General features: G+C 65.7%; 23 protein-coding genes and 1 tRNA gene. 22 read left to right on the forward strand and 2 right to left on the reverse strand.

Annotation, left to right across the window (positions count from 1 at the left end; genetic code table 11):
- Window positions 1-77: 77 nt before the first annotated feature.
- The gene (gene tsaD / locus BM345_RS11690) at window positions 78-1,118 is read left to right on the forward strand and encodes a tRNA (adenosine(37)-N6)-threonylcarbamoyltransferase complex transferase subunit TsaD (protein ID WP_093379581.1); all 1,041 of its coding nucleotides are present in this window, start codon (window positions 78-80) and stop codon (window positions 1,116-1,118) included.
- Here tsaD and BM345_RS11695 read toward each other — a convergent pair.
- Window positions 1,075-1,788, reverse strand: a complete 714-nt coding sequence (locus BM345_RS11695) for a lysophospholipase (protein WP_254789699.1) — start codon at window positions 1,786-1,788, stop codon at window positions 1,075-1,077. The two genes, tsaD and BM345_RS11695, sit on opposite strands and share 44 nt — an antisense overlap.
- 267 nt (window positions 1,789-2,055) lie before the next feature.
- A complete protein-coding gene (locus BM345_RS11700) occupies window positions 2,056-2,430 on the reverse strand; it encodes an Hsp20/alpha crystallin family protein (RefSeq protein WP_093379586.1) in 375 nt (124 codons plus the stop codon).
- Between the two features lie 124 nt (window positions 2,431-2,554).
- Between BM345_RS11700 and BM345_RS11705 the strand changes: the two genes are divergently transcribed.
- The 21 genes from BM345_RS11705 to BM345_RS11805 all read left to right on the forward strand — a co-directional run bounded on the left by BM345_RS11705 (window position 2,555) and on the right by BM345_RS11805 (window position 23,490).
- On the forward strand, window positions 2,555-3,844 hold the full coding sequence (locus BM345_RS11705) for a branched-chain amino acid ABC transporter substrate-binding protein (protein ID WP_093379588.1): 1,290 nt from the start codon (window positions 2,555-2,557) through the stop codon (window positions 3,842-3,844).
- A gap of 13 nt (window positions 3,845-3,857) precedes the next feature.
- On the forward strand, window positions 3,858-5,024 hold the full coding sequence (locus BM345_RS11710; protein ID WP_093379591.1) for a pyridoxal phosphate-dependent aminotransferase: 1,167 nt from the start codon (window positions 3,858-3,860) through the stop codon (window positions 5,022-5,024).
- Between the two features lie 128 nt (window positions 5,025-5,152).
- Window positions 5,153-5,419 carry a 30S ribosomal protein S15 gene (gene rpsO, locus BM345_RS11715; RefSeq protein WP_093379593.1) on the forward strand — a complete coding sequence of 89 codons (267 nt, stop codon included), beginning with the start codon at window positions 5,153-5,155 and terminating at the stop codon, window positions 5,417-5,419.
- Between the two features lie 196 nt (window positions 5,420-5,615).
- Window positions 5,616-7,934 (forward strand): polyribonucleotide nucleotidyltransferase, encoded by a 2,319-nt coding sequence (gene pnp, locus BM345_RS11720; protein ID WP_093379596.1) that lies wholly within the window; start codon window positions 5,616-5,618, stop codon window positions 7,932-7,934.
- 102 nt (window positions 7,935-8,036) lie between these two features.
- Window positions 8,037-9,035 (forward strand): NAD(P)H-quinone oxidoreductase, encoded by a 999-nt coding sequence (locus tag BM345_RS11725; protein WP_093379599.1) that lies wholly within the window; start codon window positions 8,037-8,039, stop codon window positions 9,033-9,035.
- An 11-nt stretch (window positions 9,036-9,046) separates the two neighbouring features.
- On the forward strand, window positions 9,047-9,796 hold the full coding sequence (gene tpiA / locus BM345_RS11730; protein WP_093380172.1) for a triose-phosphate isomerase: 750 nt from the start codon (window positions 9,047-9,049) through the stop codon (window positions 9,794-9,796).
- 41 nt (window positions 9,797-9,837) lie between these two features.
- Window positions 9,838-10,251, forward strand: coding sequence for a preprotein translocase subunit SecG (gene secG / locus BM345_RS11735; protein ID WP_093379601.1), 414 nt, complete (start codon window positions 9,838-9,840; stop codon window positions 10,249-10,251).
- Window positions 10,252-10,386: 135 nt separating this feature from the next.
- Window positions 10,387-10,471: transfer RNA gene (locus BM345_RS11740), tRNA-Leu, on the forward strand.
- Between the two features lie 56 nt (window positions 10,472-10,527).
- On the forward strand, window positions 10,528-10,887 hold the full coding sequence (locus BM345_RS11745; RefSeq protein ID WP_093379604.1) for an NADH-quinone oxidoreductase subunit A: 360 nt from the start codon (window positions 10,528-10,530) through the stop codon (window positions 10,885-10,887).
- A 15-nt stretch (window positions 10,888-10,902) separates the two neighbouring features.
- Entirely contained in the window at window positions 10,903-11,382 is a 480-nt protein-coding gene (locus tag BM345_RS11750) for a NuoB/complex I 20 kDa subunit family protein (RefSeq protein ID WP_093379606.1), read from the forward strand.
- Window positions 11,383-11,398: 16 nt separating this feature from the next.
- Complete coding sequence (locus tag BM345_RS11755) at window positions 11,399-12,013, forward strand: NADH-quinone oxidoreductase subunit C (RefSeq protein ID WP_093379609.1); 615 nt, start codon at window positions 11,399-11,401, stop codon at window positions 12,011-12,013.
- A 12-nt stretch (window positions 12,014-12,025) separates the two neighbouring features.
- On the forward strand, window positions 12,026-13,279 hold the full coding sequence (locus BM345_RS11760; protein WP_093379611.1) for an NADH-quinone oxidoreductase subunit D: 1,254 nt from the start codon (window positions 12,026-12,028) through the stop codon (window positions 13,277-13,279).
- 8 nt (window positions 13,280-13,287) lie between these two features.
- Window positions 13,288-13,815 (forward strand): NADH-quinone oxidoreductase subunit NuoE family protein, encoded by a 528-nt coding sequence (gene nuoE, locus BM345_RS11765; RefSeq protein ID WP_093379613.1) that lies wholly within the window; start codon window positions 13,288-13,290, stop codon window positions 13,813-13,815.
- Window positions 13,816-13,820: 5 nt separating this feature from the next.
- Complete coding sequence (nuoF, locus tag BM345_RS11770; RefSeq protein ID WP_093380173.1) at window positions 13,821-15,161, forward strand: NADH-quinone oxidoreductase subunit NuoF; 1,341 nt, start codon at window positions 13,821-13,823, stop codon at window positions 15,159-15,161.
- Between the two features lie 13 nt (window positions 15,162-15,174).
- Window positions 15,175-17,322, forward strand: coding sequence for an NADH-quinone oxidoreductase subunit NuoG (gene nuoG / locus BM345_RS11775; protein WP_093379615.1), 2,148 nt, complete (start codon window positions 15,175-15,177; stop codon window positions 17,320-17,322).
- On the forward strand, window positions 17,319-18,395 hold the full coding sequence (gene nuoH / locus BM345_RS11780) for an NADH-quinone oxidoreductase subunit NuoH (protein ID WP_093379617.1): 1,077 nt from the start codon (window positions 17,319-17,321) through the stop codon (window positions 18,393-18,395). The genes nuoG and nuoH overlap by 4 nt, the downstream gene beginning before the upstream one ends.
- 11 nt (window positions 18,396-18,406) lie before the next feature.
- Window positions 18,407-18,925, forward strand: a complete 519-nt coding sequence (nuoI, locus tag BM345_RS11785) for an NADH-quinone oxidoreductase subunit NuoI (protein ID WP_093379620.1) — start codon at window positions 18,407-18,409, stop codon at window positions 18,923-18,925.
- A gap of 39 nt (window positions 18,926-18,964) precedes the next feature.
- The gene (locus BM345_RS11790) at window positions 18,965-19,630 is read left to right on the forward strand and encodes an NADH-quinone oxidoreductase subunit J (RefSeq protein WP_093379622.1); all 666 of its coding nucleotides are present in this window, start codon (window positions 18,965-18,967) and stop codon (window positions 19,628-19,630) included.
- Window positions 19,627-19,935, forward strand: a complete 309-nt coding sequence (gene nuoK, locus BM345_RS11795) for an NADH-quinone oxidoreductase subunit NuoK (protein WP_093379625.1) — start codon at window positions 19,627-19,629, stop codon at window positions 19,933-19,935. Before BM345_RS11790 ends, nuoK begins: the two co-directional genes overlap by 4 nt.
- Before the next feature lie 12 nt (window positions 19,936-19,947).
- Window positions 19,948-21,990: an NADH-quinone oxidoreductase subunit L gene (gene nuoL, locus BM345_RS11800; protein WP_093379627.1), complete on the forward strand. Its 2,043-nt coding sequence runs from the start codon at window positions 19,948-19,950 to the stop codon at window positions 21,988-21,990.
- A 24-nt stretch (window positions 21,991-22,014) separates the two neighbouring features.
- The gene (locus tag BM345_RS11805) at window positions 22,015-23,490 is read left to right on the forward strand and encodes an NADH-quinone oxidoreductase subunit M (protein WP_093379630.1); all 1,476 of its coding nucleotides are present in this window, start codon (window positions 22,015-22,017) and stop codon (window positions 23,488-23,490) included.
- Window positions 23,491-23,496: the final 6 nt, after the last annotated feature.

Raw genomic sequence — 23,496 nt, forward strand, 5'->3', positions numbered from 1 at the left:
CGTCGTCGTCGTGGCTATTTCTGGGGCTATCGAGCAACATTCGTGCCCCAAAACGATGCGGCGCCTAAACTCCCCGCATGCTCGTTCTGGGAATCGAATCCTCCTGCGATGAAACCGGCGTGGCGCTGGTCGAAACGCATGGCGCCGCCGTGCCGCGCCTGCTCTCTCATGCGCTCCACAGCCAGATCTCGATGCACCAGGCCTACGGCGGCGTGGTGCCGGAATTGGCCAGCCGCGACCACATCCGCCGCGTACTGCCCCTGGCGCAGACGGTGCTGGCCGAAAGCGGGCGTGCGCTCGGCGACGTGGACGTGGTGGCCTATACCCGCGGTCCCGGCCTGGCGGGCGCACTGCTGGTGGGCGCCGGCGTGGCCTGCGCGCTGGGCGCGGCGCTGGACCGGCCGGTGCTGGGCGTGCATCACCTCGAAGGCCACCTGCTCTCGCCCTTCCTGAGCGCCGATCCGCCCGAATTTCCCTTCGTGGCGCTGCTGGTTTCTGGCGGCCACACCCAGCTCATGGAAGTGGACGGTGTCGGCCAGTACAAGGTGCTGGGCGAAACCATCGACGACGCCGCCGGCGAGGCCTTCGACAAGAGCGCCAAGCTGCTGGGCTTGCCCTACCCGGGCGGCCCCTGGCTGGCCAAGCTGGCCGAGGATGGTAGCGAAACGGCCTTCAAGCTGCCGCGCCCCCTGCTGCACAGCGGCGACATGGACTTTTCCTTCGCCGGGCTCAAGACCGCCGTGCTGACCCAGGTGCGCAAGCTGGGCGACGAGTTGGAGGCGCACAAGAGCGACCTGGCTGCCTCGACGCAGGCAGCCATCGTCGAGGTGCTGTTGAAGAAATCACTGATGGCGCTGGACCGCACCGGCCTCAAGCGCCTGGTGGTGGCCGGTGGCGTGGGCGCGAACAAGCGCCTTCGCGAGCAGCTCGATGCGGCCTGCGCGAAACGGGGAGTGAGGGTGCACTATCCGGAATTGCACCTGTGCACCGACAACGGCGCCATGATCGCCATGGCCGGCGCGATGCGCATGCAGGCGGGGCGGGAGCAGCCCTCGGCCCGCTATGCCTTCGACGTCAAGCCGCGATGGCCATTGGACGCGCTGCCGGTCGCGGCATAGCCTGCGCGCGCGAGGGCACCGGCAGGACGTCCACGATCTTCTTCCACAACTTGGACCACTGGGGCCAGTCGTGGCCGCCCTCGGTGGTGAAGACCTGGCCGGAGGGCAGGGCGTCGGCCAGCAGCTTGTGGTTGTTCACGAAGCGGTCGGCCAAGCCGAAACCCAGGTAGAGCGGCGGCAGGTTGTTCTGCTTGGCATGCTTGGAGTCGGCGTACTGTTGCAACCAGGGCCACAGCTTGCGATCCACTTCCTCGTCGGGCAGCGGGCCGGTGGGCGCCTTCCAGGCGCGCAGGCCGCCGGCCTTGTGGATCTCGGCGCCCAACGGGCGTCGGCCCAGGTAGGGGGCCAGCGCGACGATGCCGTCGACACAACCCGGGCGGGCCAGTTCATGCACCAGGGCCCCGAAGCCGCCAATGGAAATGCCCACCAGCCAGACCTTCTTGTAGCCCTTGGCCCGCTGGGGCTTGAGCACGTCGGCGTCCAGGCGCTCGATGAAGGTCTGGTCGTAGTAGTAGGAGACGTCGGCATGCACCAGCAGCACGTCGGCCGCCAGGTCGCGCTCGCGCACCGCACTCACGAAGCCTTCCCGCTCGAACTCGTCCGGATGAAGGAAAGCGCCCGGCAGGAACACCATCAATGTGTCCGAGCGTGAGCTTTGGCTCGCAGGCATGAGTTGCGTATCCATCGGTTTCCTTGCGTCAAGCGGAGGTCAATGATGTCTCGTGACCTTTGTTGATTAATTCACCGAACTGAGGCCTAAGAACGGCTCTGTTCGGGATTTAAGCCACAGGATTGACGGGATTATTGTGATTGCGTCACAAAAAGGAACGGCAACTAAAGGTTACATCCGACGGATCGGCGCAACAATGAAAAAGCCCGCCAGAGGCGGGCTCGAGGGATTAGCCCCGGATGATTCGGGGCTATTCAGGGAATTTTCTTAGTTGATCGCGAGCTGGGCGACGTTGCTCACGGGCACCTTTTTGCCAAGCTTGAGCGTAAGGACGCCGTTTTCCAGCTTGGCTTCGCTGGCGGCCGCGTCGATTTCCAGCGGCAGCTCGTAGCTGGCCTTGTACTGGCGCTTGGCTTCAGCCTTGCTTTCGATGCGAACGACAGCGCCTTCGATGCCGATGCTCAGCTCTTCACGCGACAAACCGGGCACGTCCAGCGAGAGAGTCCAGCTCTTGTCGTCCTGCTCCAGTTTCAGCGAGCGGGCCGGCGCGGCGACGAAGGCGTCGTTGACGAAGCGCTCAAAGCTGCGATCGAAGGCGCGGGGCGAGTAGGCGCGGGTGCGGACGGCGGGGGTGAAAAACATCGAGGTACTCCTTGAGTGACATGCACATCGGGACAAGAAGGTGTGTCCCTTACACTGCGCGGCCTTTCAACCATGAGTGCCGCATGCCTCGAAATCTGGGAGCGGGCGGGGCAGTTTCAAGTCCATGATTTCCAACGTTTTTTTGCGCCGCGACGCCTTGAAATTCGGTGCCGCGTCGCTACTTGCCGGCGCCTTCGCAACCTCCGGCAGCGCCTGGGCGCAGTCCCAGGGCCCCATCCGGCTGGCGCTCATCGAGAGTCTGAGCGGCCCCTTCGCCAACGCCGGCGAAGCTGTCTACCGCAACCTGCTGTGGGCGGTGGAGCGCGTCAACCAGCGCGGCGGTGTGAAGCTGCAAGGCGGCACGCGCCTGCTGCAACTCGAGCGCTACGACAGCAAGGGCCTGAACGAGGAAGCGCTGTCGGCGCTGCGCTCGGCCATCGACGACGGCGCGCGCGTCGTGCTGCAGGGGAACTCCTCGGCCATGGCGGCGGCGCTGCTGGATGGCGTGGAGAAGAACAACGAGCGCGACCCGTCCAGGCGCGTGCTCTTCCTGAACTACTCGGCGGTCGATCCGATCCTCACCAACGAACGCTGCAGCTTCTGGCACTTCCGTTTCGACGCGCATGCCGACATGCGGGTGACCGCGCTGATGCAGGTGATCGCCGAGGATAAGTCGGTGCAGAAGGCCTATCTCATCGGCCAGGACTACAGCTTCGGCCAGGCCGTGCTGCGCGAGTCGCGCAGGCAGCTGACGGCCCTGCGGCCGGACGTGCAGATCGTCGGCGACGAACTGCATCCCATGGGGCGGGTGAAGGATTTCTCGCCCTACGCCACCAAGATCATGACCAGTGGTGCCCAGGCGGTGATCACCGGCAACTGGGGCAACGACCTCACGCTGCTGGTGAAGGCGGCGCGGGAAGCCGGCTACCAGGGCAAGTTCTACACCTTCTACGGCAACGCGCTGGGCGCGCCGGCGGCCATCGGCGATGCGGGCATCGGCCGCGTGGTCGCGGTGGCCGACTGGCTGCCCAACGTGCAGACGCCCGAGTCCGAAGCCTTCTACAAGTCCTTCCGCGCGCGCTTCCCCAAGGCCGCGGACGACTACGTCCACATGCGCATGCAGTTGCTGATCGAGGCGCTGGCGCAGTCGCTGGAAAAAGCTGGCAGCACCGACACCGTGGCCGTCGCCCGCGCCATGGAAACTGCCGATGTGCAGTTGTCCGGCCAGCGCGGCCGCATGCGCGCAGCCGACCACCAGTTCCAGCAATCGCTGGTCGTGGGCGTGATGGACAAGCAGGGTTCGCCCGGCGTGAAATTCGACGTGGAAGGCTCGGGCTACGGCTTTCGCGTGATCAAGACCATCGCGCCCGAGCGCGCCGAGATGCCCACCACCTGCCGCATGCAGCGGCCCTGAGGCGAGAAGAGACATGAGACAAGCCATCCAAGACCTCGAAGCTTCCCGCATCCGTGAGGTGGCCAATGCCGGCCTCGGCCGCGACGACGTGCTGGCTTTCTGGTTCGGCGAGAGCGACGAGGTCACGCCCGACTTCATCCGCCAGGCCGCCATCGACTCGCTGCAGCAGGGCGAGACCTTCTACGCCCACAACCTGGGCCTGCCCGAACTTCGCGAGGCGGTGGCCGGCTACATGAGCCGGCTGCATCCGCGCATCGACGCCGGGCGCATCGCCATCACATCGGGGGGCGTGAGTGCGCTCATGCTGGCCGTGCAGGCGCTGGTGGATGCCGGCGACGAGGTGGTCGCGGTCACGCCCGTGTGGCCCAACCTGACGGCGCAGCCGGCCATCATGGGCGCGAAGGTGCATTGCGTTCCGCTGGTGCCGCGGCAGGGCGAATGGACGCTGGACCTGGACGCGGTGCGCGCGGCCGTCACTTCGAAGACGAAGCTGCTGATCGTCAATGCGCCCAACAACCCCACCGGCTGGACGCTGACCCGCGCCGAGCAGGAGGCGCTGCTGGCGCACTGCCGCCAGACCGGCACCTGGATCCTGGCCGACGAGGTCTACGAGCGCCTGTACTACGAGCCCACGCCAAACGGCTGCGCCCCCAGCTTCCTGGACATCTCGACCGCCGAAGACAGCCTGGTGGTGGTGTACAGCTTCAGCAAGAGCTTCCTCATGACCGGCTGGCGCCTGGGCTGGCTGGTGCTGCCGCCGGCCCTGGTGGATGCCCTGGGCAAGCTGATCGAGTTCAACACCTCCTGCGCGAGCGTGTTCACCCAGCGCGCCGGCATCGTTGCCCTGGCGCGCACCGACGAGGTCACGCCCCGGGTGGTCGCCCATCTCAAGCAGTGCCGCGACACCCTGGTGCCGCTGCTGGCCCAGGTGCCGGGCGTGAAGGTGGCGCCGGCGCGCGGAGGCATGTACGCCTTCTTCCGGCTGGAAGGCTTCGACGACTCGCTGGCCCTGGCCAAGCGGCTGGTGGTGGAGGCCGGCCTGGGCCTGGCGCCCGGCGCTGCCTTCGGCGGCGAGGCCGAGGGCTGGCTGCGCTGGTGCTTCGCCTCGCGGGACCTGGGACGGCTGGAGGAAGGCGTGCGGCGCCTGCGCAGCTGGCTGGACAAGGAATCGGCCAAGTAGGGGCTACCGGGACGGGTGGCTGGGCCGGGGTATAATCCCGTGGTTTTGCATCTCGCAAAGCGCACGTTGGGGGCAGTTCCAGCCCCCATCGCAAGTCAAACATCCCGGAACAAGAAGGAAACCATCCAATGATCGCTGCCTCCTCCAAGGCCGAAATCGTCAAGGACAACGCCCGCGCCGCCAACGACACTGGCAGCCCGGAAGTGCAAGTTGCGCTGCTCACGGCCCGCATCAACGAGCTGACCCCCCACTTCAAGCAGCACGCCAAGGACCACCACGGTCGCCGCGGCCTGCTGCGCATGGTGAGCCGCCGCCGCAAGCTGCTGGACTACCTCAAGTCCAAGGACGCCGACCGCTACACCGCGCTGATCGCCAAGCTGGGTCTGCGCAAGTAAGCACCATCGCATGCGAAAAACGCCTGAGTTAGCCCGCTAGCTCAGGCGTTTTTTCACTTCGGAGCCGCCCAACAGAGCGAAGCTGTGTCATTCCAATGAGGTCCGAGAGGGGTTTCACTGGAATGGCATCGTGTTCTGAGAAGCGCCCCGAGCCCCGCAGGCCCGCCAGGGTTTGCTATCAAAACAGGAGCAATAAATGAGTCTCTTCAACAAAGTCACCAAGTCCTTCCAGTGGGGCGACAAGACCGTCGTCATGGAAACGGGCGAGATCGCCCGCCAGGCTTCCGGCGCCGTGCTGGTCGACATCGACGGCACCGTGATCCTGGCCACCGTGGTGGCCTCCAAGTCCGCCAAGCCGGGCCAGGACTTCTTCCCGCTGACGGTCGATTACATCGAGAAGACCTACGCCGCCGGCAAGATCCCCGGCAGCTTCTTCAAGCGCGAAGCCAAGCCCAGCGAACACGAAACGCTGACCAGCCGCCTGATCGACCGCCCGATCCGCCCGCTGTTCCCCGAAGGCTTCCTGAACGAAGTGCACGTGGTGATCCACACCGTGTCGCTCAACCCCGAGGTCGACGCCGACATCGCCGCCATGATCGGCGTGAGCGCGGCCCTGTCGATTTCCGGCATTCCTTTCAGCGGCCCGATCGGTGCTGCCCGCGTGGGCTACATCAATGGCCAGTACGTGCTCAACCCCGGCCAGACCGCCCGCAAGGACTCGCAGATGGACCTGGTGGTGGCCGGCACCGAAGCCGCCGTGCTGATGGTCGAGTCCGAAGCCCTGCAGCTGTCGGAAGAAGTGATGCTGGGTGGCGTGGTGTTCGGCCACGACCAGGCCCGCGTCGCCATCAACGCCATCCATGAACTGGTTCGCGACGCCGGCAAGCCGGTGTGGGACTGGAAGGCACCGGCCGAGGACGAGGCCCTGGTCGCCAAGGTCAATGGCCTGGCCGAGGAAAAGCTGCGCGCGGTCTACCAGATCCGCAGCAAGCAGGCCCGCACCCAGGCCCTGCGCGAAGCCAACGCCAGCGTGATCGAGGCCCTGAAGGCCGAAGGCGTCGCCTTCGATGCCGGCAAGGTCAGCGACCTCCTGTTCGCGATCGAATCCAAGATCGTGCGCAGCCAGATCCTGGAAGGCGAGCCCCGCATCGACGGCCGCGACACCCGCACGGTGCGCCCCATCGAGATCCGCAACAGCGTGCTGCCCCGCACCCACGGCTCGGCCCTGTTCACCCGCGGCGAGACCCAGGCGCTGGTCGTGACCACGCTGGGCACCGAGCGCGACGCGCAGCGCATCGATGCGCTGGCCGGCGAGTTCGAAGACCGCTTCCTGTTCCACTACAACATGCCTCCCTTCGCCACCGGCGAAGTGGGCCGCATGGGCTCGACCAAGCGCCGCGAGGTCGGCCACGGCCGCCTGGCCAAGCGCGCCCTGGTGGCCTGCCTGCCGAGCAAGGAAGAGTTCCCCTACACGGTGCGCGTGGTCTCGGAAATCACCGAGTCCAACGGCTCCTCGTCGATGGCCTCGGTGTGCGGCGGCTGCCTGTCCATGATGGACGCCGGCGTGCCCATGAAGGCACACGTGGCCGGCATCGCCATGGGCCTGATCAAGGAAGGCAACCGCTTCGCGGTGCTGACCGACATCCTGGGCGATGAAGATCACCTGGGCGACATGGACTTCAAGGTGGCCGGTACCACCAACGGCATCACCGCCCTGCAGATGGACATCAAGATCCAGGGCATCACCAAGGAAATCATGCAGGTGGCACTGGCGCAAGCCAAGGAAGCGCGCATGCACATCCTGGGCAAGATGCAGGAAGCCATGGGCGAGGCCAAGACCGAAGTCTCCAGCTTCGCGCCCAAGCTCTACACGATGAAGATCAACCCCGAGAAGATCCGCGACGTGATCGGCAAGGGCGGTGCGGTCATCCGCGCGCTGACCGAAGAAACCGGCACGCAGATCAACATCGAGGAAGACGGCACCATCACCATCGCCGCCACCGACGCCGCCAAGGCCGACGAGGCCAAGCGCCGCATCGAGCAGATCACCGCCGAAGTCGAAATCGGCAAGGTGTACGAAGGCCCGATCACCAAGATCCTGGACTTCGGCGCGCTGGTGAACCTGCTGCCCGGCAAGGACGGCCTGCTGCACATCAGCCAGATCGCCCACGAGCGCGTGGAACGCGTGACCGACTACCTGAGCGAAGGCCAGATCGTGAAGGTCAAGGTCCTCGAGACGGACGACAAGGGCCGCGTCAAGCTGTCGATGAAGGCCCTGGCCGAGCGTCCGGCCGGCATGCCCGAAGAGCGCGAGTTCCGCGGCGACCGCGGCGACCGTGGTGACCGTGGTGACCGTGGTGACCGTGGTGACCGTGGCGACCGTGGCGACCGTGGCGACCGCCGCGATCGTCCGCCGCGCGAAGACCGCCAGCCGCGCGCCAGCGCCGAGGCGGCCGACGCGTCGGCCGAGCAGCAGCAACAGCAAGCGCTGCCGGGCACCGAGCAGCAAGGCTGATCGGACCCCGGCGGCCGGCCAGCCCTCGGGCAGGCCGGCCGCATTGCCATCCATCTGCAACGAAGCTGTCCCCTGGTGGGCAGCCCAACGAGCACAGAGCACATGAAAGCCATCGAGATTGCGTCCTACGGAGCACCCGAGATGCTGCGCGAGACCGAGCGTCCCGCGCCGGTCGCGGGTGCCGGCGAGTTGTTGATCCGGGTCGCCGCCAGCGGCGTGAACCGGCCCGATGTCCTTCAGCGCATGGGTCATTACCCGGTGCCGCCGGGTGCCTCCGACCTGCCGGGCCTGGAAGTGGCCGGCGAGATCGTGTCGGGCGACGAGGCGGCGCTGCGCGAGGCCGGCTTCAAGGTGGGCGATCGCGTCTGCGCGCTGGTTGCGGGCGGCGGCTACGCCGAACTCTGCGTGGCGCCGGTGGCCCAGTGCCTGCCGGTGCCCAAGGGCTGGAGCGACACCGAGGCAGCCTCGCTGCCCGAGACCTTCTTCACCGTGTGGAGCAACGTCTTCGACCGCGGCCGGCTGCAGAAGGGCGAGACCCTGCTCATCCAGGGCGGCACCAGCGGCATCGGCGTGACCGCCATCCAGCTGGGCAAGGCCCTGGGCGCCACGGTGATCGCCACCGCGGGCAGCGACGAGAAGTGCGAGGCCTGCCGCAAGCTGGGCGCCGACCACGCCATCAACTACAAGAGCACCGACTTCGTCGAAGAGGTCAAGCGCCTCACCGGCGGCAAGGGTGTGGACGTGATCCTGGACATGGTCGCCGGCGACTACGTGGCGCGCGAGATCGACTGCCTGGCCGACGATGGCCGGCTGGTCATCATCGCGGTGCAGGGCGGCGTCAAGAGCGGCTTCAACGCCGGCCAGGTGCTGCGCCGGCGACTGACCATCACCGGTTCCACGCTGCGTCCGCGTCCCGTCGCCTTCAAGGGCGCGATCGCGAAGTCGCTGCGGGAGAAAGTCTGGCCGCTTCTGGAAAGCGGCGCGGTGCGCCCGGTGATCCACAGCACCTTCGCGGCTGGCGGCGAGCCCAGCGGCGCAAGCCAGGCGCATGCGCTGATGGAATCGAACCAGCACATCGGCAAGATCGTGCTGACCTGGTGAGCGAGACGGACATGAACAAGAAGAAGCTCATTGCCGGCAACTGGAAGATGAACGGCAGCCTGGCCGCCAACGAGGGCCTGGTGAAGGCCCTGGCGCAAGGCGTGGGCACGCCGGCCTGCGACGTGGCGCTGTGCGTGCCGGCGCCCTACCTGGCGCAGGTGCAGGCGCTGGTCGCGGGCACGCCCATCGCGCTGGGCGCGCAGGACGTATCGCAGCACGAGCAGGGCGCCTACACCGGCGAGCAGTCGGCCGCCATGCTGCGCGAGTTCGGCGTGCGCTATGCCATCGTGGGCCATTCCGAGCGACGCCAGTACCACGGCGAGACCGACGACCTCGTGTCCGCCAAGACGGCTGCAGCGCTCAAGGGCGGCGTGACGCCCATCGTGTGTGTCGGCGAGACGCTGGCCGAGCGCGAGGGCGGCCACACCGAGGAAGTCGTCAAGCGCCAGCTGGCGGCAGTGATCCACGTCAACGGCCATTGCATCAGCGAGATCGTGGTGGCCTACGAGCCGGTGTGGGCTATTGGCACCGGCAAGACCGCCACGCCCGAACAGGCGCAAGCTGTGCACGCGTTGCTGCGCGCCCAGCTGCACCATGCGGCTTCCGACCATGCGGCCGGCATCCGCATCCTCTATGGCGGCAGCATGAACGCCGCCAACGCGGCGCAGCTGCTCGCACAACCCGACATCGATGGCGGTCTGATCGGTGGCGCTTCGCTGAAGGCGCCCGACTTTCTGCAGATCATCGCGGCCGCGCGCTGAGCGCGCGCGCTGCAAGTCAAGAATCTAGGAGTCCAGAAGAAATGAACGTGTTTTTGAACCTGCTGGTCGGCATCCAGATGCTGTCCGCCCTGGCCATGATCGGCCTCATCCTCGTGCAGCACGGCAAGGGTGCCGACATGGGTGCCGCCTTCGGCAGCGGCAGCGCCGGCAGCCTGTTCGGCGCCAGTGGCAGTGCCAATTTCCTCTCGCGCACGACGGCCGTGCTGGCGGCCGTGTTCTTCTGCTGCACGCTGGGCCTGGCCTACCTGAGCCACTCGCGCCCGGCCGCCAGCGGCGGCAACAGCCTGCTCGAGCGTGCTGCCACGCAACCCGCGCCCGCCGCTCCCGCGTCGGAGATTCCCGCTGCGCCGGGATCGGCTCCAGCCGCCGGCTCGACGGCACCCGCCGCGCCCGCGCCTGCCCAGGGCGGCGCCGGGCAAATCCCGAGCAAATAAAGCTGTCAACTTGTATGCAGTCGTTATCGGTTTCGACTGCATTTCAGGGTAAACTCTAAAGCTGCCCGGAAAGCCAAAGCCCGAAGCCGAAGTCGCCGAGGGTTCCTCATGCCATCCGGGCACGCAGAAAAAGCCGCCGTCGTGGTGAAATTGGTAGACACGCTATCTTGAGGGGGTAGTGGCGAAAGCTGTGCGAGTTCGAGTCTCGCCGACGGCACCAAATATCACCGGCAGGGAGCCATTTCCTGTCGGTGGCAAGCGGTAAAGAAATCCCCGATGAGCCTCGATTCCTATCTCCCCGTCCTCTTGTTCATCCTGGTCGGCGTCGGTGTAGGAGTTGCGCCACAGGTTCTGGGCTATCTCCTGGGCCCCAATCGCCCGGACGAGAAGAAAAACTCCCCTTACGAGTGCGGCTTCGAAGCCTTCGAAGATGCTCGCATGAAGTTCGATGTGCGCTACTACCTGGTGGCCATCCTCTTCATCCTCTTCGACCTCGAAATCGCATTTCTCTTCCCTTGGGCCATTGCGCTCAAGGAAATCGGCGCCGTCGGCTTCTGGGCCATGATGATCTTCCTGGCCATCCTCGTCGTGGGCTTCGCCTACGAGTGGAAAAAGGGCGCGCTCGATTGGGAATGACAAGGAAAGCGAACCATGGCCATTGATGGCGTCCTGAAAGAAGGCTTTGTCACCACCACCTATGACACGGTGGTGAACTGGGCCAAGACCGGCTCCCTGTGGCCGATGACATTCGGCCTCGCATGCTGCGCCGTCGAGATGATGCACGCGGGCGCTGCCCGCTACGACATCGACCGCTTCGGCATGCTGTTCAGGCCCAGCCCCCGGCAGTCCGACCTGATGATCGTGGCTGGCACGCTGTGCAACAAGATGGCGCCGGCGCTGCGCAAGGTCTACGACCAGATGCCCGAGCCGCGCTGGGTGCTGTCGATGGGCTCGTGCGCCAACGGCGGCGGCTACTACCACTACAGCTACTCGGTCGTGCGCGGCTGCGACCGCATCGTGCCTGTCGATGTCTACGTTCCCGGCTGCCCGCCCACCGCGGAAGCGCTGCTGTACGGAATCATCCAGCTGCAGCAGAAGATCCGCCGCACCAACACCATTGCGCGCGCCTGAGGACGGACGACAGACGATGACCGATATCGCCATTTCTCCCGAAGCCCTGCTGGCCACCGTCACCGAAGCGCTGGGTGCCCGCGCCCGGAGCGTGACCCTTGCCCTGGGCGAAGTCACCGCGGTGGTGGGCGCTGCCGACTACCTCGAGGCTGCGCGCCTGCTGCGCGATGCCCCCGGCTGCCGCTTCGAGCAACTGCTGGACCTGTGCGGCGTCGACTATGCCGACTACCGTGAGGGCGAGTGGGAAGGCGATCGCTTCTGCGTCGTCAGCCACCTCCTGTCCGTAAGCCTGAACCAGCGCCTGCGCCTGAAGGTGTTTGCGCCCAGCGAAGACCTGCCGGTGGTGGACTCCGTCACCCCGGTGTGGAGCGCTGCAGCGTGGTTCGAGCGCGAAGCCTTCGACCTGTACGGCATCGTGTTCGAGGGTCATGACGACCTGCGCCGCCTGCTGACCGACTACGGCTTCATCGGCCACCCCTTCCGCAAGGACTTCCCGGTGTCCGGCCACGTCGAGATGCGCTACGACCCCGAGGCCAAGCGCGTGATCTACCAGCCCGTGACGATCGAGCCGCGCGAGATCATCCCGCGCGTGATCCGCGAGGACAACTACGGCGGCGGCCTCCGCCACTGAACTGCTGCTCCCATGGCTGAAATCAAGAACTACACCCTCAACTTCGGTCCGCAGCACCCGGCAGCACACGGCGTGCTGCGCCTGGTGCTCGAGCTCGACGGCGAAGTCATCCAGCGCGCCGACCCGCACATCGGCCTGCTGCATCGCGCCACCGAGAAGCTGGCCGAGACGCGTACCTACATCCAGTCGCTGCCCTACATGGACCGTCTCGACTACGTGTCGATGATGAGCAACGAGCACGCCTACTGCCTGGCCATCGAGAAGATGATGGGCCTGGAAGTGCCGATCCGCGCGCAGTACATCCGCGTCATGTTCGCCGAGATCACCCGGCTGCTGAACCACCTGCTGTGGCTCGGCGCGCACGGCCTGGACTGCGGCGCGATGAACATGCTGATCTACTGCTTCCGCGAGCGGGAAGACCTGTTCGACCTGTACGAGGCAGTGTCCGGCGCGCGCATGCACGCGGCCTACTTCCGTCCGGGCGGCGTCTACCGCGACCTGCCGGACAGCATGCCGCAGTACAAGGTCAGCAAGATCAAGAACGCCAAGGCGATCGAGAAGCTGAACGAGGACCGCCAGGGCTCGATGCTCGATTTCGTCGACGCCTTCTGCAAGCGCTTCCCCAAGTTCGTCGACGAGTACGAAACGCTGCTCACCGACAACCGCATCTGGAAGCAGCGCACCGTGGGCATCGGCGTCGTGTCTCCCGAGCGCGCGCTCAACCTGGGCTTCACCGGCCCGATGCTGCGCGGCTCCGGCATCGCGTGGGACCTTCGCAAGAAGCAGCCCTACGACGTGTACGACCGCATGGAATTCGACATTCCCGTGGGCAAGACCGGCGACTGTTATGACCGCTACCTGGTGCGCGTGGAAGAAATGCGCCAGGCCAACCGGATCATCCAGCAGTGCTCGGCGTGGCTGCGCGCCAACCCCGGCCCGGTCATCACCGACAACCACAAGGTGGCGGCGCCCGCGCGCGAGTCGATGAAGTCGAACATGGAGGAGCTGATCCACCACTTCAAGCTCTTCACCGAAGGCTTCCACGTACCCGAGGGCGAGGCCTATGCCGGCGTCGAGCACCCGAAGGGCGAGTTCGGCATCTACCTGGTGAGCGATGGCGCCAACAAGCCCTATCGCCTGAAGATTCGTGCCCCTGGCTTCGCCCACCTGGCAGCCCTGGACGAAATGGCCACCGGCCACATGATCGCCGACGCCGTGGCCGTGATCGGCACCATGGACATCGTGTTCGGCGAGATCGATCGATGAGTGATCACATGACTACCGACAACCAACAGGGCGCCTCTGCGCCCTTGTCTGCTGCGACGCTGGAGCGCTTTGCCCGCGAAGTGGCCAAGTACCCCGAGGCCGGCAAGCAGTCGGCCGTGATGGCCTGCCTGGCCATCGTGCAGCAGGACGAAGGCTTCGTCAGCCTGCAGCGCGAGCGCGAGATCGGCGCCTACCTGGGCATGGCGCCCATCGCGGTGCACGAGGTCACGACCTTCTACAACATGTACAACCAGCGGCCGGTGGGCAAGTTCAAGCTCAACGTCTGCACCAACCTGCCGTGCCAGCTGCGCGACGGCCAGCGTGCGCTGCACCATCTCGAGAAGAAGCTGGGCATCCACATGGGCGAGACCACGGCCGACGGCCTGTTCACGCTGCAGCAGAGCGAATGCCTGGGCGCCTGCGCCGATTCGCCGGTGATGCTGGTCAACGACCGCACCATGTGCAGCTTCATGAGCGACGAGAAGCTCGACCAGCTGGTCGACGGCCTGCGCGCCAGCACGGAAGGGAAGGCGTGAGCACCATGAACGCATCCCAAGTCCTCGCCCAGTTCCAGGCGACCGGTGTCCAGACCTGCTTCCATGACCGCCACATCGATCCGCAGATCTATGCGGGCCTGGACGGCACCAACTGGCGCCTGGCCGACTACGAGGCGCGCGGCGGCTACAAGGCCCTGCGCAAGATCCTCACCGAGGGTCTCACGCCCGACCAGGTGATCGCCGAGGTCAAGAGCTCCGGCCTGCGAGGCCGCGGCGGCGCAGGCTTCCCCACGGGCCTGAAGTGGAGCTTCATGCCCCGCCAGTTCCCGGGGCAGAAGTACCTGGTGTGCAACTCGGACGAGGGCGAGCCGGGCACCTGCAAGGACCGCGACATCCTGCAGTTCAACCCGCACATCGTCATCGAGGGCATGGCCATCGCCGCCTACGCGATGGGCATCAGCGTGGGCTACAACTACATCCACGGCGAGATCTTCCAGACCTACGACCGCTTCGAGGAGGCGCTGGAAGAAGCCCGTGCCGCCGGCTACCTCGGCGACAAGATCATGGGCAGCGGCTACAACTTCCAGCTGCATGCGGCCCACGGCTTCGGTGCCTACATCTGCGGCGAGGAAACTGCGCTGCTCGAATCGCTGGAAGGCAAGAAGGGCCAGCCGCGCTTCAAGCCGCCGTTCCCGGCCAGCTTCGGCCTGTACGGCAAGCCCACCACGATCAACAACACCGAGACCTTCGCGGCGGTGCCCTGGATCATCAACAACGGCGGCCAGGCCTACCTCGAGTGCGGCAAGCCGAACAACGGCGGCACCAAGATCTACTCGGTGAGCGGCGACGTCGAGCTGCCGGGCAACTACGAAGTGCCCATGGGCACGCCCTTCTCGAAGCTGCTGGAGCTCGCCGGCGGCGTGCGCAAGGGCCGCACGCTGAAGGCCGTGATCCCCGGCGGCTCGTCCGCGCCGGTGCTGCCGGCCGACATCATGATGTCCTGCACCATGGACTACGACTCGATCGCCAAGGCCGGCTCGATGCTGGGCTCGGGCGCCGTGATCGTCATGGACGACAGCCGTTCCATGGTGGAGTCGCTCAAGCGCCTCTCGTACTTCTACATGCACGAGTCCTGCGGCCAGTGCACGCCCTGCCGCGAAGGCACGGGCTGGCTGTGGCGCCTGGTCGACCGCATCGACCGCGGCGTGGGCAAGGCCTCCGACATGGACCTGCTCAATTCCGTCGCCGACAACATCCAGGGCCGCACCATCTGCGCGCTGGGCGATGCCGCCGCGATGCCGGTGCGCGCCATGATCAAGCACTTCCGCCACGAGTTCGAGGCGAAGATTCCTGGCTACGTGCCCAAGGCACCGGCCAAGGCCTGAGAACGAAGAACATATGGTTGAAATCGAACTCGACGGCAAGAAGGTGGAGATCGCCGAAGGCAGCATGGTGATGCATGCAGCCGACAAGGCGGGCACCTACATTCCGCATTTCTGCTACCACAAGAAGCTTTCCATCGCGGCCAACTGCCGCATGTGCCTGGTCGACATCGAGAAGGCGCCCAAGCCCATGCCGGCCTGCGCCACGCCCGTGACGCAGGGCATGATCGTGCGCACCAAGAGCGACAAGGCGATCAAGGCGCAGCAGTCGGTGATGGAGTTCCTGCTCATCAATCACCCGCTGGACTGCCCCATCTGCGACCAGGGCGGCGAATGCCAGCTGCAGGACCTCGCGGTGGGCTACGGCGGCTCCAGCTCGCGCTACGACGAAGAAAAGCGCGTGGTCTTCCACAAGGACGTCGGTCCGCTCATCAGCATGGAAGAGATGAGCCGCTGCATCCACTGCACCCGCTGCGTGCGCTTCGGCCAGGAAGTGGCCGGCGTGATGGAGCTGGGCATGTCCAATCGCGGCGAGCACGCCGAGATCGAGACCTTCGTGGGCGAGTCGGTCGATTCAGAGCTGTCGGGCAACATGATCGACATCTGCCCGGTGGGCGCGCTCACCAGCAAGCCCTTCCGCTACAGCGCCCGCACCTGGGAGCTGTCGCGCCGCAAGTCGGTCAGCCCCCATGATTCCACCGGTGCAAACCTGATCGTCCAGGTCAAGAGCGGCCAGGTGATGCGCGTCGTGCCCTTCGAGAACGAAGAGGTCAACGAGTGCTGGATTGCCGACCGCGACCGCTTCTCGTACGAGGCGCTCAACGGTCCCGAGCGCCTGACGCAGCCCATGCTCAAGCAGGGCGGCCAGTGGCAGCAGGTCGACTGGCAGACCGCACTCGAGTACGTGGCCAACGGCCTCAAGCAGATCAAGAACGACCACGGCGCCGACAAGATCGGCACGCTGGCCAGCCCGCACAGCACCCTGGAAGAGCTCTTCCTGGCCGCGCAGCTGACCCGCGCCCTGGGCAGCGACAACATCGACCACCGCCTGCGCCGTGCCGCCTTCGACTCCGCACCGGGCGTGCGCTGGCTGGGCACCTCGATCGCCTCGCTGTCGTCGCTGCAGCGCGTGCTGGTCGTGGGTTCCAACCTGCGCAAGGACCATCCGCTCTTCGCCCAGCGCATCCGCCAGTCGGTGCGCAAGGGTGGGGTGCTGAGCGCCATCACCTCGCAGGCCTCCTTCGCCGACGCCGATGCGTGGGCGATCCCGGTCGCCAACGCCGTCGTGGCGCAGGCCGACCAGTGGGTCTCGCTGTTGGCCGGCGTGGCCGGTGCCATCGCGCAGGAGAAGGGCGTTGCCGCGCCCGGCAACAGCGCGCAGGCCGACGACACCGCCAAGGCCATCGCCGCCTCGCTCGCCACCGGCGAGCGCAAGGCGATCCTGCTGGGCAACGCGGCCGCGCACCACGCGCAGGCCGAAGAGCTGCTGCAACTGGCCAACTGGATCGGCGCCCAGACCGGCGCCACCGTGGGCTACCTCACCGAAGCCGCCAACACCGTGGGCGCGCAATGGGTGGGCGCGCAGCCGCAGAAGGGCGGCGCCAACGCCGCGCAGATGCTGGCCGGCGGCCTGAAGGCCGTGCTGCTGCTGAACAACGAGCCGGTGTTCGACTCCGCCGCAGGCGCTGCCGCCGCGCAGGCGCTGGGCCAGGCCGAGATGGTCGTGACCCTGAGCCCCTTCAAGGCCAACCTGGAATTCAGCGACGTGCTGCTGCCGATCTCGCCCTTCAGCGAGACCCCCGGCACCTTCGTGAATGCCGAAGGCCGCGTGCAGAGCTTCCATGCCGTGGTCAAGCCGCTGGGCGAGACGCGTCCGGCCTGGAAGGTGCTGCGCGTGCTGGCCAACCTGCTGGGCGTGCAAGGCTTCACCTACGAGTCGACCGCCGACGTGCTGGCCGCCGCCGGCGTGTCCGGCAACGTGCCGGCCGACAGGCTGAGCAACGAGGCCGTGGCCAATGCCGCGCCTGCCGCGCAAGGCGAACCGGTCGTGGCGAGCATCTACCAGCTCGACTCCCTGGTGCGCCGCGCGCCCTCGCTGCAGCTCACGGCCGATGCGCGCCGCGCGTCGCCTGAAGCCGCCACCCGCGAGGAGGCCCTGGCATGATCGATTCGATCTACGGCTTCGGCCTCGGCCTGGCTTCGGCCGGCTGGTGGACCGGCTTGGCCTGGCCCGTCATCTGGACGCTCATCAAGATCGTCATCGTCGTCATTCCGCTGATGCTGGCCGTGGCCTACCTCACGCTGTGGGAACGCAAGGCGATCGGCTTCACGCAGATCCGCCTGGGCCCCAACCGCATCGGCCCGCTGGGCCTGCTGCAGCCCATTGCCGACGCGCTGAAGTTGCTCACCAAGGAAATCATCATTCCGACGGTGGCCAACAAGGGCCTGTTCCTGCTGGGCCCGATCATGACCATCATGCCGGCCCTGGCCGCATGGGCGGTGATTCCCTTCGGCCCCGACGTGGCGCTGGCCAACATCAACGCCGGCCTGCTGTTCGTGATGGCCATCACCTCGCTGGAGGTGTACGGCGTGATCATCGCCGGCTGGGCCTCGAACTCGAAGTACGCCTTCCTGGGCGCGCTGCGCGCCTCGGCCCAGATGGTGAGCTATGAAATCGCGATGGGCTTCTGCTTCGTCGTGGTGCTCATGGTCTCGGCCAGCCTGAACATGAGCGACATCGTCATGAGCCAGGGCAAGGGCATCTTCGCCGGAATGGGCGTGGGCTTCCTGTCGTGGAACTGGCTGTCGCTGCTGCCCATCTTCGTCGTCTACTTCATCTCCGGCCTGGCCGAGACGAACCGCCACCCCTTCGACGTGGTGGAAGGCGAATCGGAAATCGTCGCGGGCCACATGATCGAGTACTCGGGCATGAGCTTCGCCATGTTCTTCCTGGCCGAGTACGCCAACATGTGGCTGGTCTCGATCCTGTGCGTGATCCTGTTCCTCGGCGGCTGGCTGCCTCCCTTCGAGTTCCTGTCTTTCATCCCGGGCTGGATCTGGCTGGGCGCCAAGACCTTCTGCGTGGTCACCATGTTCCTGTGGGTGCGCTCGACCTTCCCGCGCTTCCGCTACGACCAGATCATGCGTCTGGGCTGGAAGATCTTCATCCCCGTCACCCTCGTGTGGCTGGTGGTGGTCGGCGCCTGGATGCAGACGCCTTTCAACATCTGGAAATAACTGGAATCGCCATGCCTGCGAACTCCACGCTCGCCCCCGCTCCGTTCTCGCTGAAGGACTTCCTGTCCAGCTTCATGCTGGTGGAACTCTTCAAGGGCCTTGCCGTCACCGGCAAGTACGCCTTCTCGCGCAAGATCACGGTGCAGTTCCCCGAAGAAAAGACGCCGCAGTCGCCGCGCTTCCGCGGCCTGCACGCGCTTCGCCGCTACGAGAACGGCGAAGAGCGCTGCATCGCCTGCAAGCTGTGCGAAGCGGTGTGCCCGGCGCTGGCCATCACCATCGAGTCGGATGTGCGTGACGACGGCTCGCGCCGCACCACGCGCTACGACATCGACCTGACCAAGTGCATCTTCTGCGGCTTCTGCGAAGAAAGCTGCCCGGTCGACTCGATCGTCGAGACGCACATCTTCGAATACCACGGTGAGAAGCGGGGCGACCTGTACTTCACCAAGGACATGCTGCTCGCCGTGGGCGACCGCTACGAAAAAGAAATCGCCGCCAACAAGGCAGCCGACGCCAAGTACCGCTGACGCGGCCTGGCTCGACCCACCAAGAAGCGAATCCGACCCATGGACGTCAAGACCGGTCTGTTCTACCTATTTTCCGCGGTGCTGCTGTTCGCAGCCTTCCGCGTGATCACCGCGCGCAACCCGGTCTACTCGGCCTTGTACCTGGTGCTGACCTTCTTCCAGGCCTCGGCCATCTGGCTGCTGCTGCGCGCCGAGTTTCTCGCCATCACGCTGGTGCTGGTGTACGTGGGCGCGGTGATGGTGCTGTTCCTCTTCGTCGTGATGATGCTGGACATCAACGTCGACAGCCTGCGCCAGGGCTTCTGGAAGCACTTCCCGCTGGCCGCCGGCGTGGGCGCGCTCATCGCGCTGGAGATGGCCGCCGTGCTGATGGGCGGCTTCCGGATGGAAGGCGCGCCACGCGGTGCCGCGCTTGCCGCCGTGCCCGGCACCTCCAACACCATGGAACTGGGCAAGCTGCTCTACTCCGAATACCTCTATCCGGTGCAGATCGCCGCGGTGATCCTGCTGGTGGCCATCATTGCCGCCATCGCGCTCACGCTGCGCGAGCGCAAGGACAGCAAGTACGTCAACCCGGCCGACGCCGTGCGCGTGAAGGCGCGCGACCGCGTGCGCATCGTCACGATGCCGGCCACGCGCGCCGCCGAGCCGGTGGCGGCCGACGCGGCTGCTGCTGCTGAAGCACAACCGGGAGCCAAGGCATGACCCTCTCGCTCGGACACTTCCTGACCCTGGGCGCGATCCTGTTCGCGCTGTCGGTGATCGGCATCTTCCTGAACCGCAAGAACCTGATCATCCTGCTGATGGCCATCGAGTTGATGCTCCTGGCCGTCAACATGAACTTCGTCGCCTTCTCCTACTACCTGGGAGACATGCACGGCCAGATCTTCGTGTTCTTCATCCTGACGGTGGCGGCGGCCGAGTCGGCCATCGGCCTGGCGCTGCTGGTGCTGCTGTTCCGCAACAAGTCGAACATCAACGTCGACGAGCTGAACGCGCTCAAGGGCTGAGGACAACAACAAATGAGCGCATCCCTTTCCGCATCCACGCTGCTGGCGGTTCCGCTGGCGCCCCTGGTCGGCTCGATCATCGTCGGCATCTTCGGCACCAAGTTCGGTGGCAACCTGATCGGGCGCAAGGCCTCCCACTCGATCACCATCCTGGGCGTGTTCATCGCCTTCGTCATCTCGGCGATGACGCTCAAGAGCGTGGCGCTGGACGGTGCCCGCTTCGAGGGCACCATCTACGAATGGATGGTCGTCGGCGGCCTGAAGATGGAAGTCGGCTTCCTCGTCGACGGCCTGACCGCCATGATGATGTGCGTCGTCACCTTCGTGTCGCTCATGGTGCACATCTACACCATCGGCTACATGGAAGAGGACGAAGGCTACAACCGCTTCTTCTCCTACATCTCGCTGTTCACCTTCTCCATGCTGATGCTCGTGATGAGCAACAACATGCTGCAGCTGTTCTTCGGTTGGGAGGCGGTGGGCCTGGTGTCCTACCTGCTGATCGGCTTCTGGTACAACAAGCCGACCGCCATCTTCGCCAACATGAAGGCCTTCCTGGTCAACCGCGTGGGCGACTTCGGCTTCATCCTGGGCATCGGCCTGATCGTCGCCTATGCAGGCACGCTCAACTACGGCGAAGTCTTCGGCAAGGCCGGCGAACTCGGCCAGATGGGCTTCCCCGGCACCGAGTGGATGCTGGTCACCGTGATCTGCATCTGCCTGTTCATCGGCGCCATGGGCAAGAGCGCGCAGTTCCCGCTGCACGTGTGGCTGCCCGACTCGATGGAAGGCCCGACCCCCATTTCCGCGCTGATCCACGCCGCCACCATGGTGACGGCCGGCATCTTCATGGTGGCGCGCATGTCGCCGCTGTTCGAGTTGTCGGACACCGCACTGTCCTTCGTGATGGTGATCGGTGCGATCACGGCGCTGTTCATGGGCTTCCTGGGCATCATCCAGAACGACATCAAGCGCGTGGTGGCCTACTCCACGCTCTCGCAGCTGGGCTACATGACCGTGGCGCTGGGCGCCTCGGCCTACTCGGTGGCGGTGTTCCACCTGATGACCCACGCATTCTTCAAGGCGCTGCTGTTCCTGGGCGCGGGCTCGGTGATCATCGGCATGCACCACAACCAGGACATCCGCTGGATGGGTGGCGTGCGCAAGTACATGCCCATCACCTGGATCACCTCGCTGGTGGGTTCGCTGGCGCTGATCGGCACGCCCTGGTTCGCGGGCTTCTACTCGAAGGACAGCATCATCGAGGCGGTGCACGAGAGCCACCTGTGGGGCTCGGGCTTTGCCTACTTCGCGGTGCTGGCCGGCGTGTTCGTGACCGCCTTCTACTCGTTCCGCATGTACTTCCTCGTCTTCCATGGCAAGGAGCGCTACGACCAGAATCCGGACGCGCATCACGACGACCACCATGCGGACGACGACCATGGCCACGGCCACGGCCATGACCACGACGCCAAGCCGCACGAGTCGCCCTGGGTGGTGTGGCTGCCGCTGGTGCTGCTGGCCATCCCCTCGGTGGTGATCGGCTACTTCGCCATCGACGCCATGCTGTACGGCGAATTCTTCAAGGATTCGATCTTCGTGGATGCCACGCGCCACCACGCCATGAAGGAAATGGAAGAGCTCTTCCACGGCCCCATGGCGATGGCCCTGCACGGCTTCACTGCCTGGCCGTTCTGGCTGGCGCTCGCCGGCGTGGTCCTGTCCTGGTACATGTACCTGGTCAACCCGGCCGTTCCGGCGGCCATAAAGCGCGCCTGCGGCCCGATCTACAACCTGCTCGAGAACAAGTACTACATGGACTGGTTCAACGAGAACGTGATCGCCCGCGCCACCCGCGCCCTCGGCACCGGTCTCTGGAAGGGCGGCGACCAGGGCCTGATCGACGGCGCTATCGTCAACGGTTCGTGGAAGCTCATCGGCCACGTCGCCGGCGTGGTGCGCCGGGTTCAGTCGGGCTACATCTATCACTACGCCTTCGCCATGCTGCTTGGCGTGTTCGTGCTGTTGTCCTACTTCGTGTGGTTCCAGCGATAAGCGGCGGGCAGGAGAAAAACAAAAATGGGTTTGCTGAGTCTTGCCATCTGGCTGCCGATCGCCATCGGCGCCTTGCTGCTGCTGTTTAGCCGCGACGAACAGGCGCGCATGGTGCGCTGGATCGCCCTCATCGGGTCGATCCTGAGCTTCGTCGTCACCATCCCGCTGTACACCGGCTTCCAGCTGGGCACCGCGGCCATGCAGTTCGTCGAGAAGGCGCCGTGGATCGAGCGCTTCAGCATCAACTACCACGTGGGCGTCGACGGCCTGTCGCTGTGGTTCGTGATGCTGACCGCCTTCATCACCGTGGTGGTGGTCATTTCCGCATGGGAAGTGATCACCGAGCGCGTGAACCAGTACATGGGCGCGTTCCTGATCCTGTCGGGCCTGATGATCGGCGTGTTCGCCGCGCTCGACGGCATCCTGTTCTACGTCTTCTTCGAAGCCACGCTGATCCCGATGTACCTGATCATCGGCATCTGGGGCGGACCGAACAAGATCTATGCAGCGTTCAAGTTCTTCCTATATACGCTCCTGGGCTCGCTGCTCCTGCTGGTGGCCCTGGTCTACCTGTACAACGCCGCTGGCCAAAGCTTCGACATCCTGACCTGGCACCAGGTCAAGCTGAGCAGCCATGCGCAGACGCTGATCTTCTTTGCCTTGTTCGCGGCCTTCGCGGTGAAGGTGCCGATGTGGCCGGTGCACACCTGGCTGCCGGACGTGCACGTGGAAGCGCCTACCGGCGGCTCCGCAGTGCTGGCGGCGATCATGCTGAAGCTGGGTGCCTACGGCTTCCTGCGCTTCTCGATGCCCATCGCCCCCGACGCCTCGCGCGAGTGGGCCTGGTTCATGATCGCGCTCTCGCTCATCGCCGTGATCTACGTCGGCCTGGTGGCGCTGGTGCAGAAGGACATGAAGAAGCTGGTGGCCTACTCCTCGGTGGCGCACATGGGCTTCGTCACGCTGGGCTTCTTCATCTTCAACGAGCTGGGCGTTGCCGGCGGCATCGTGCAGATGATTGCGCACGGCTTCGTCTCGGGCGCCATGTTCCTTTGCATCGGCGTCCTGTACGACCGCGTGCACTCGCGCCAGATCGCCGACTACGGCGGCGTGGTCAACACCATGCCCAAGTTCGCCGCCTTCGCGCTGCTGTTTGCCATGGCCAACTGCGGCCTGCCGGCCACCGCCGGTTTCGTGGGCGAATGGATGGTGATCCTGGGCGCCGTCAAGGCCAACTTCTGGCTGGGCCTGGGTGCAGCCACCGCGCTCATCTTCGGCGCTGCCTACACGCTGTGGATGTACAAGCGCGTCTACCTGGGCGACCCGGGCAACGACCATGTGAAGGAACTGACGGACATCAACGGCCGTGAATTCCTCATGCTGGCGCTGCTGGCGATTCCCGTGTTGTGGATGGGCATCGACCCGAAGCCCTTCACCGACGTGATGGACGCTTCGGTGACCGAGCTTCTTCGCCACGTCGCGATCTCCAAGCTTCCCTGACGCCAC

The organism is Variovorax sp. OV329, from assembly GCF_900114785.1.
Lineage (GTDB): Bacteria > Pseudomonadota > Gammaproteobacteria > Burkholderiales > Burkholderiaceae_C > Variovorax.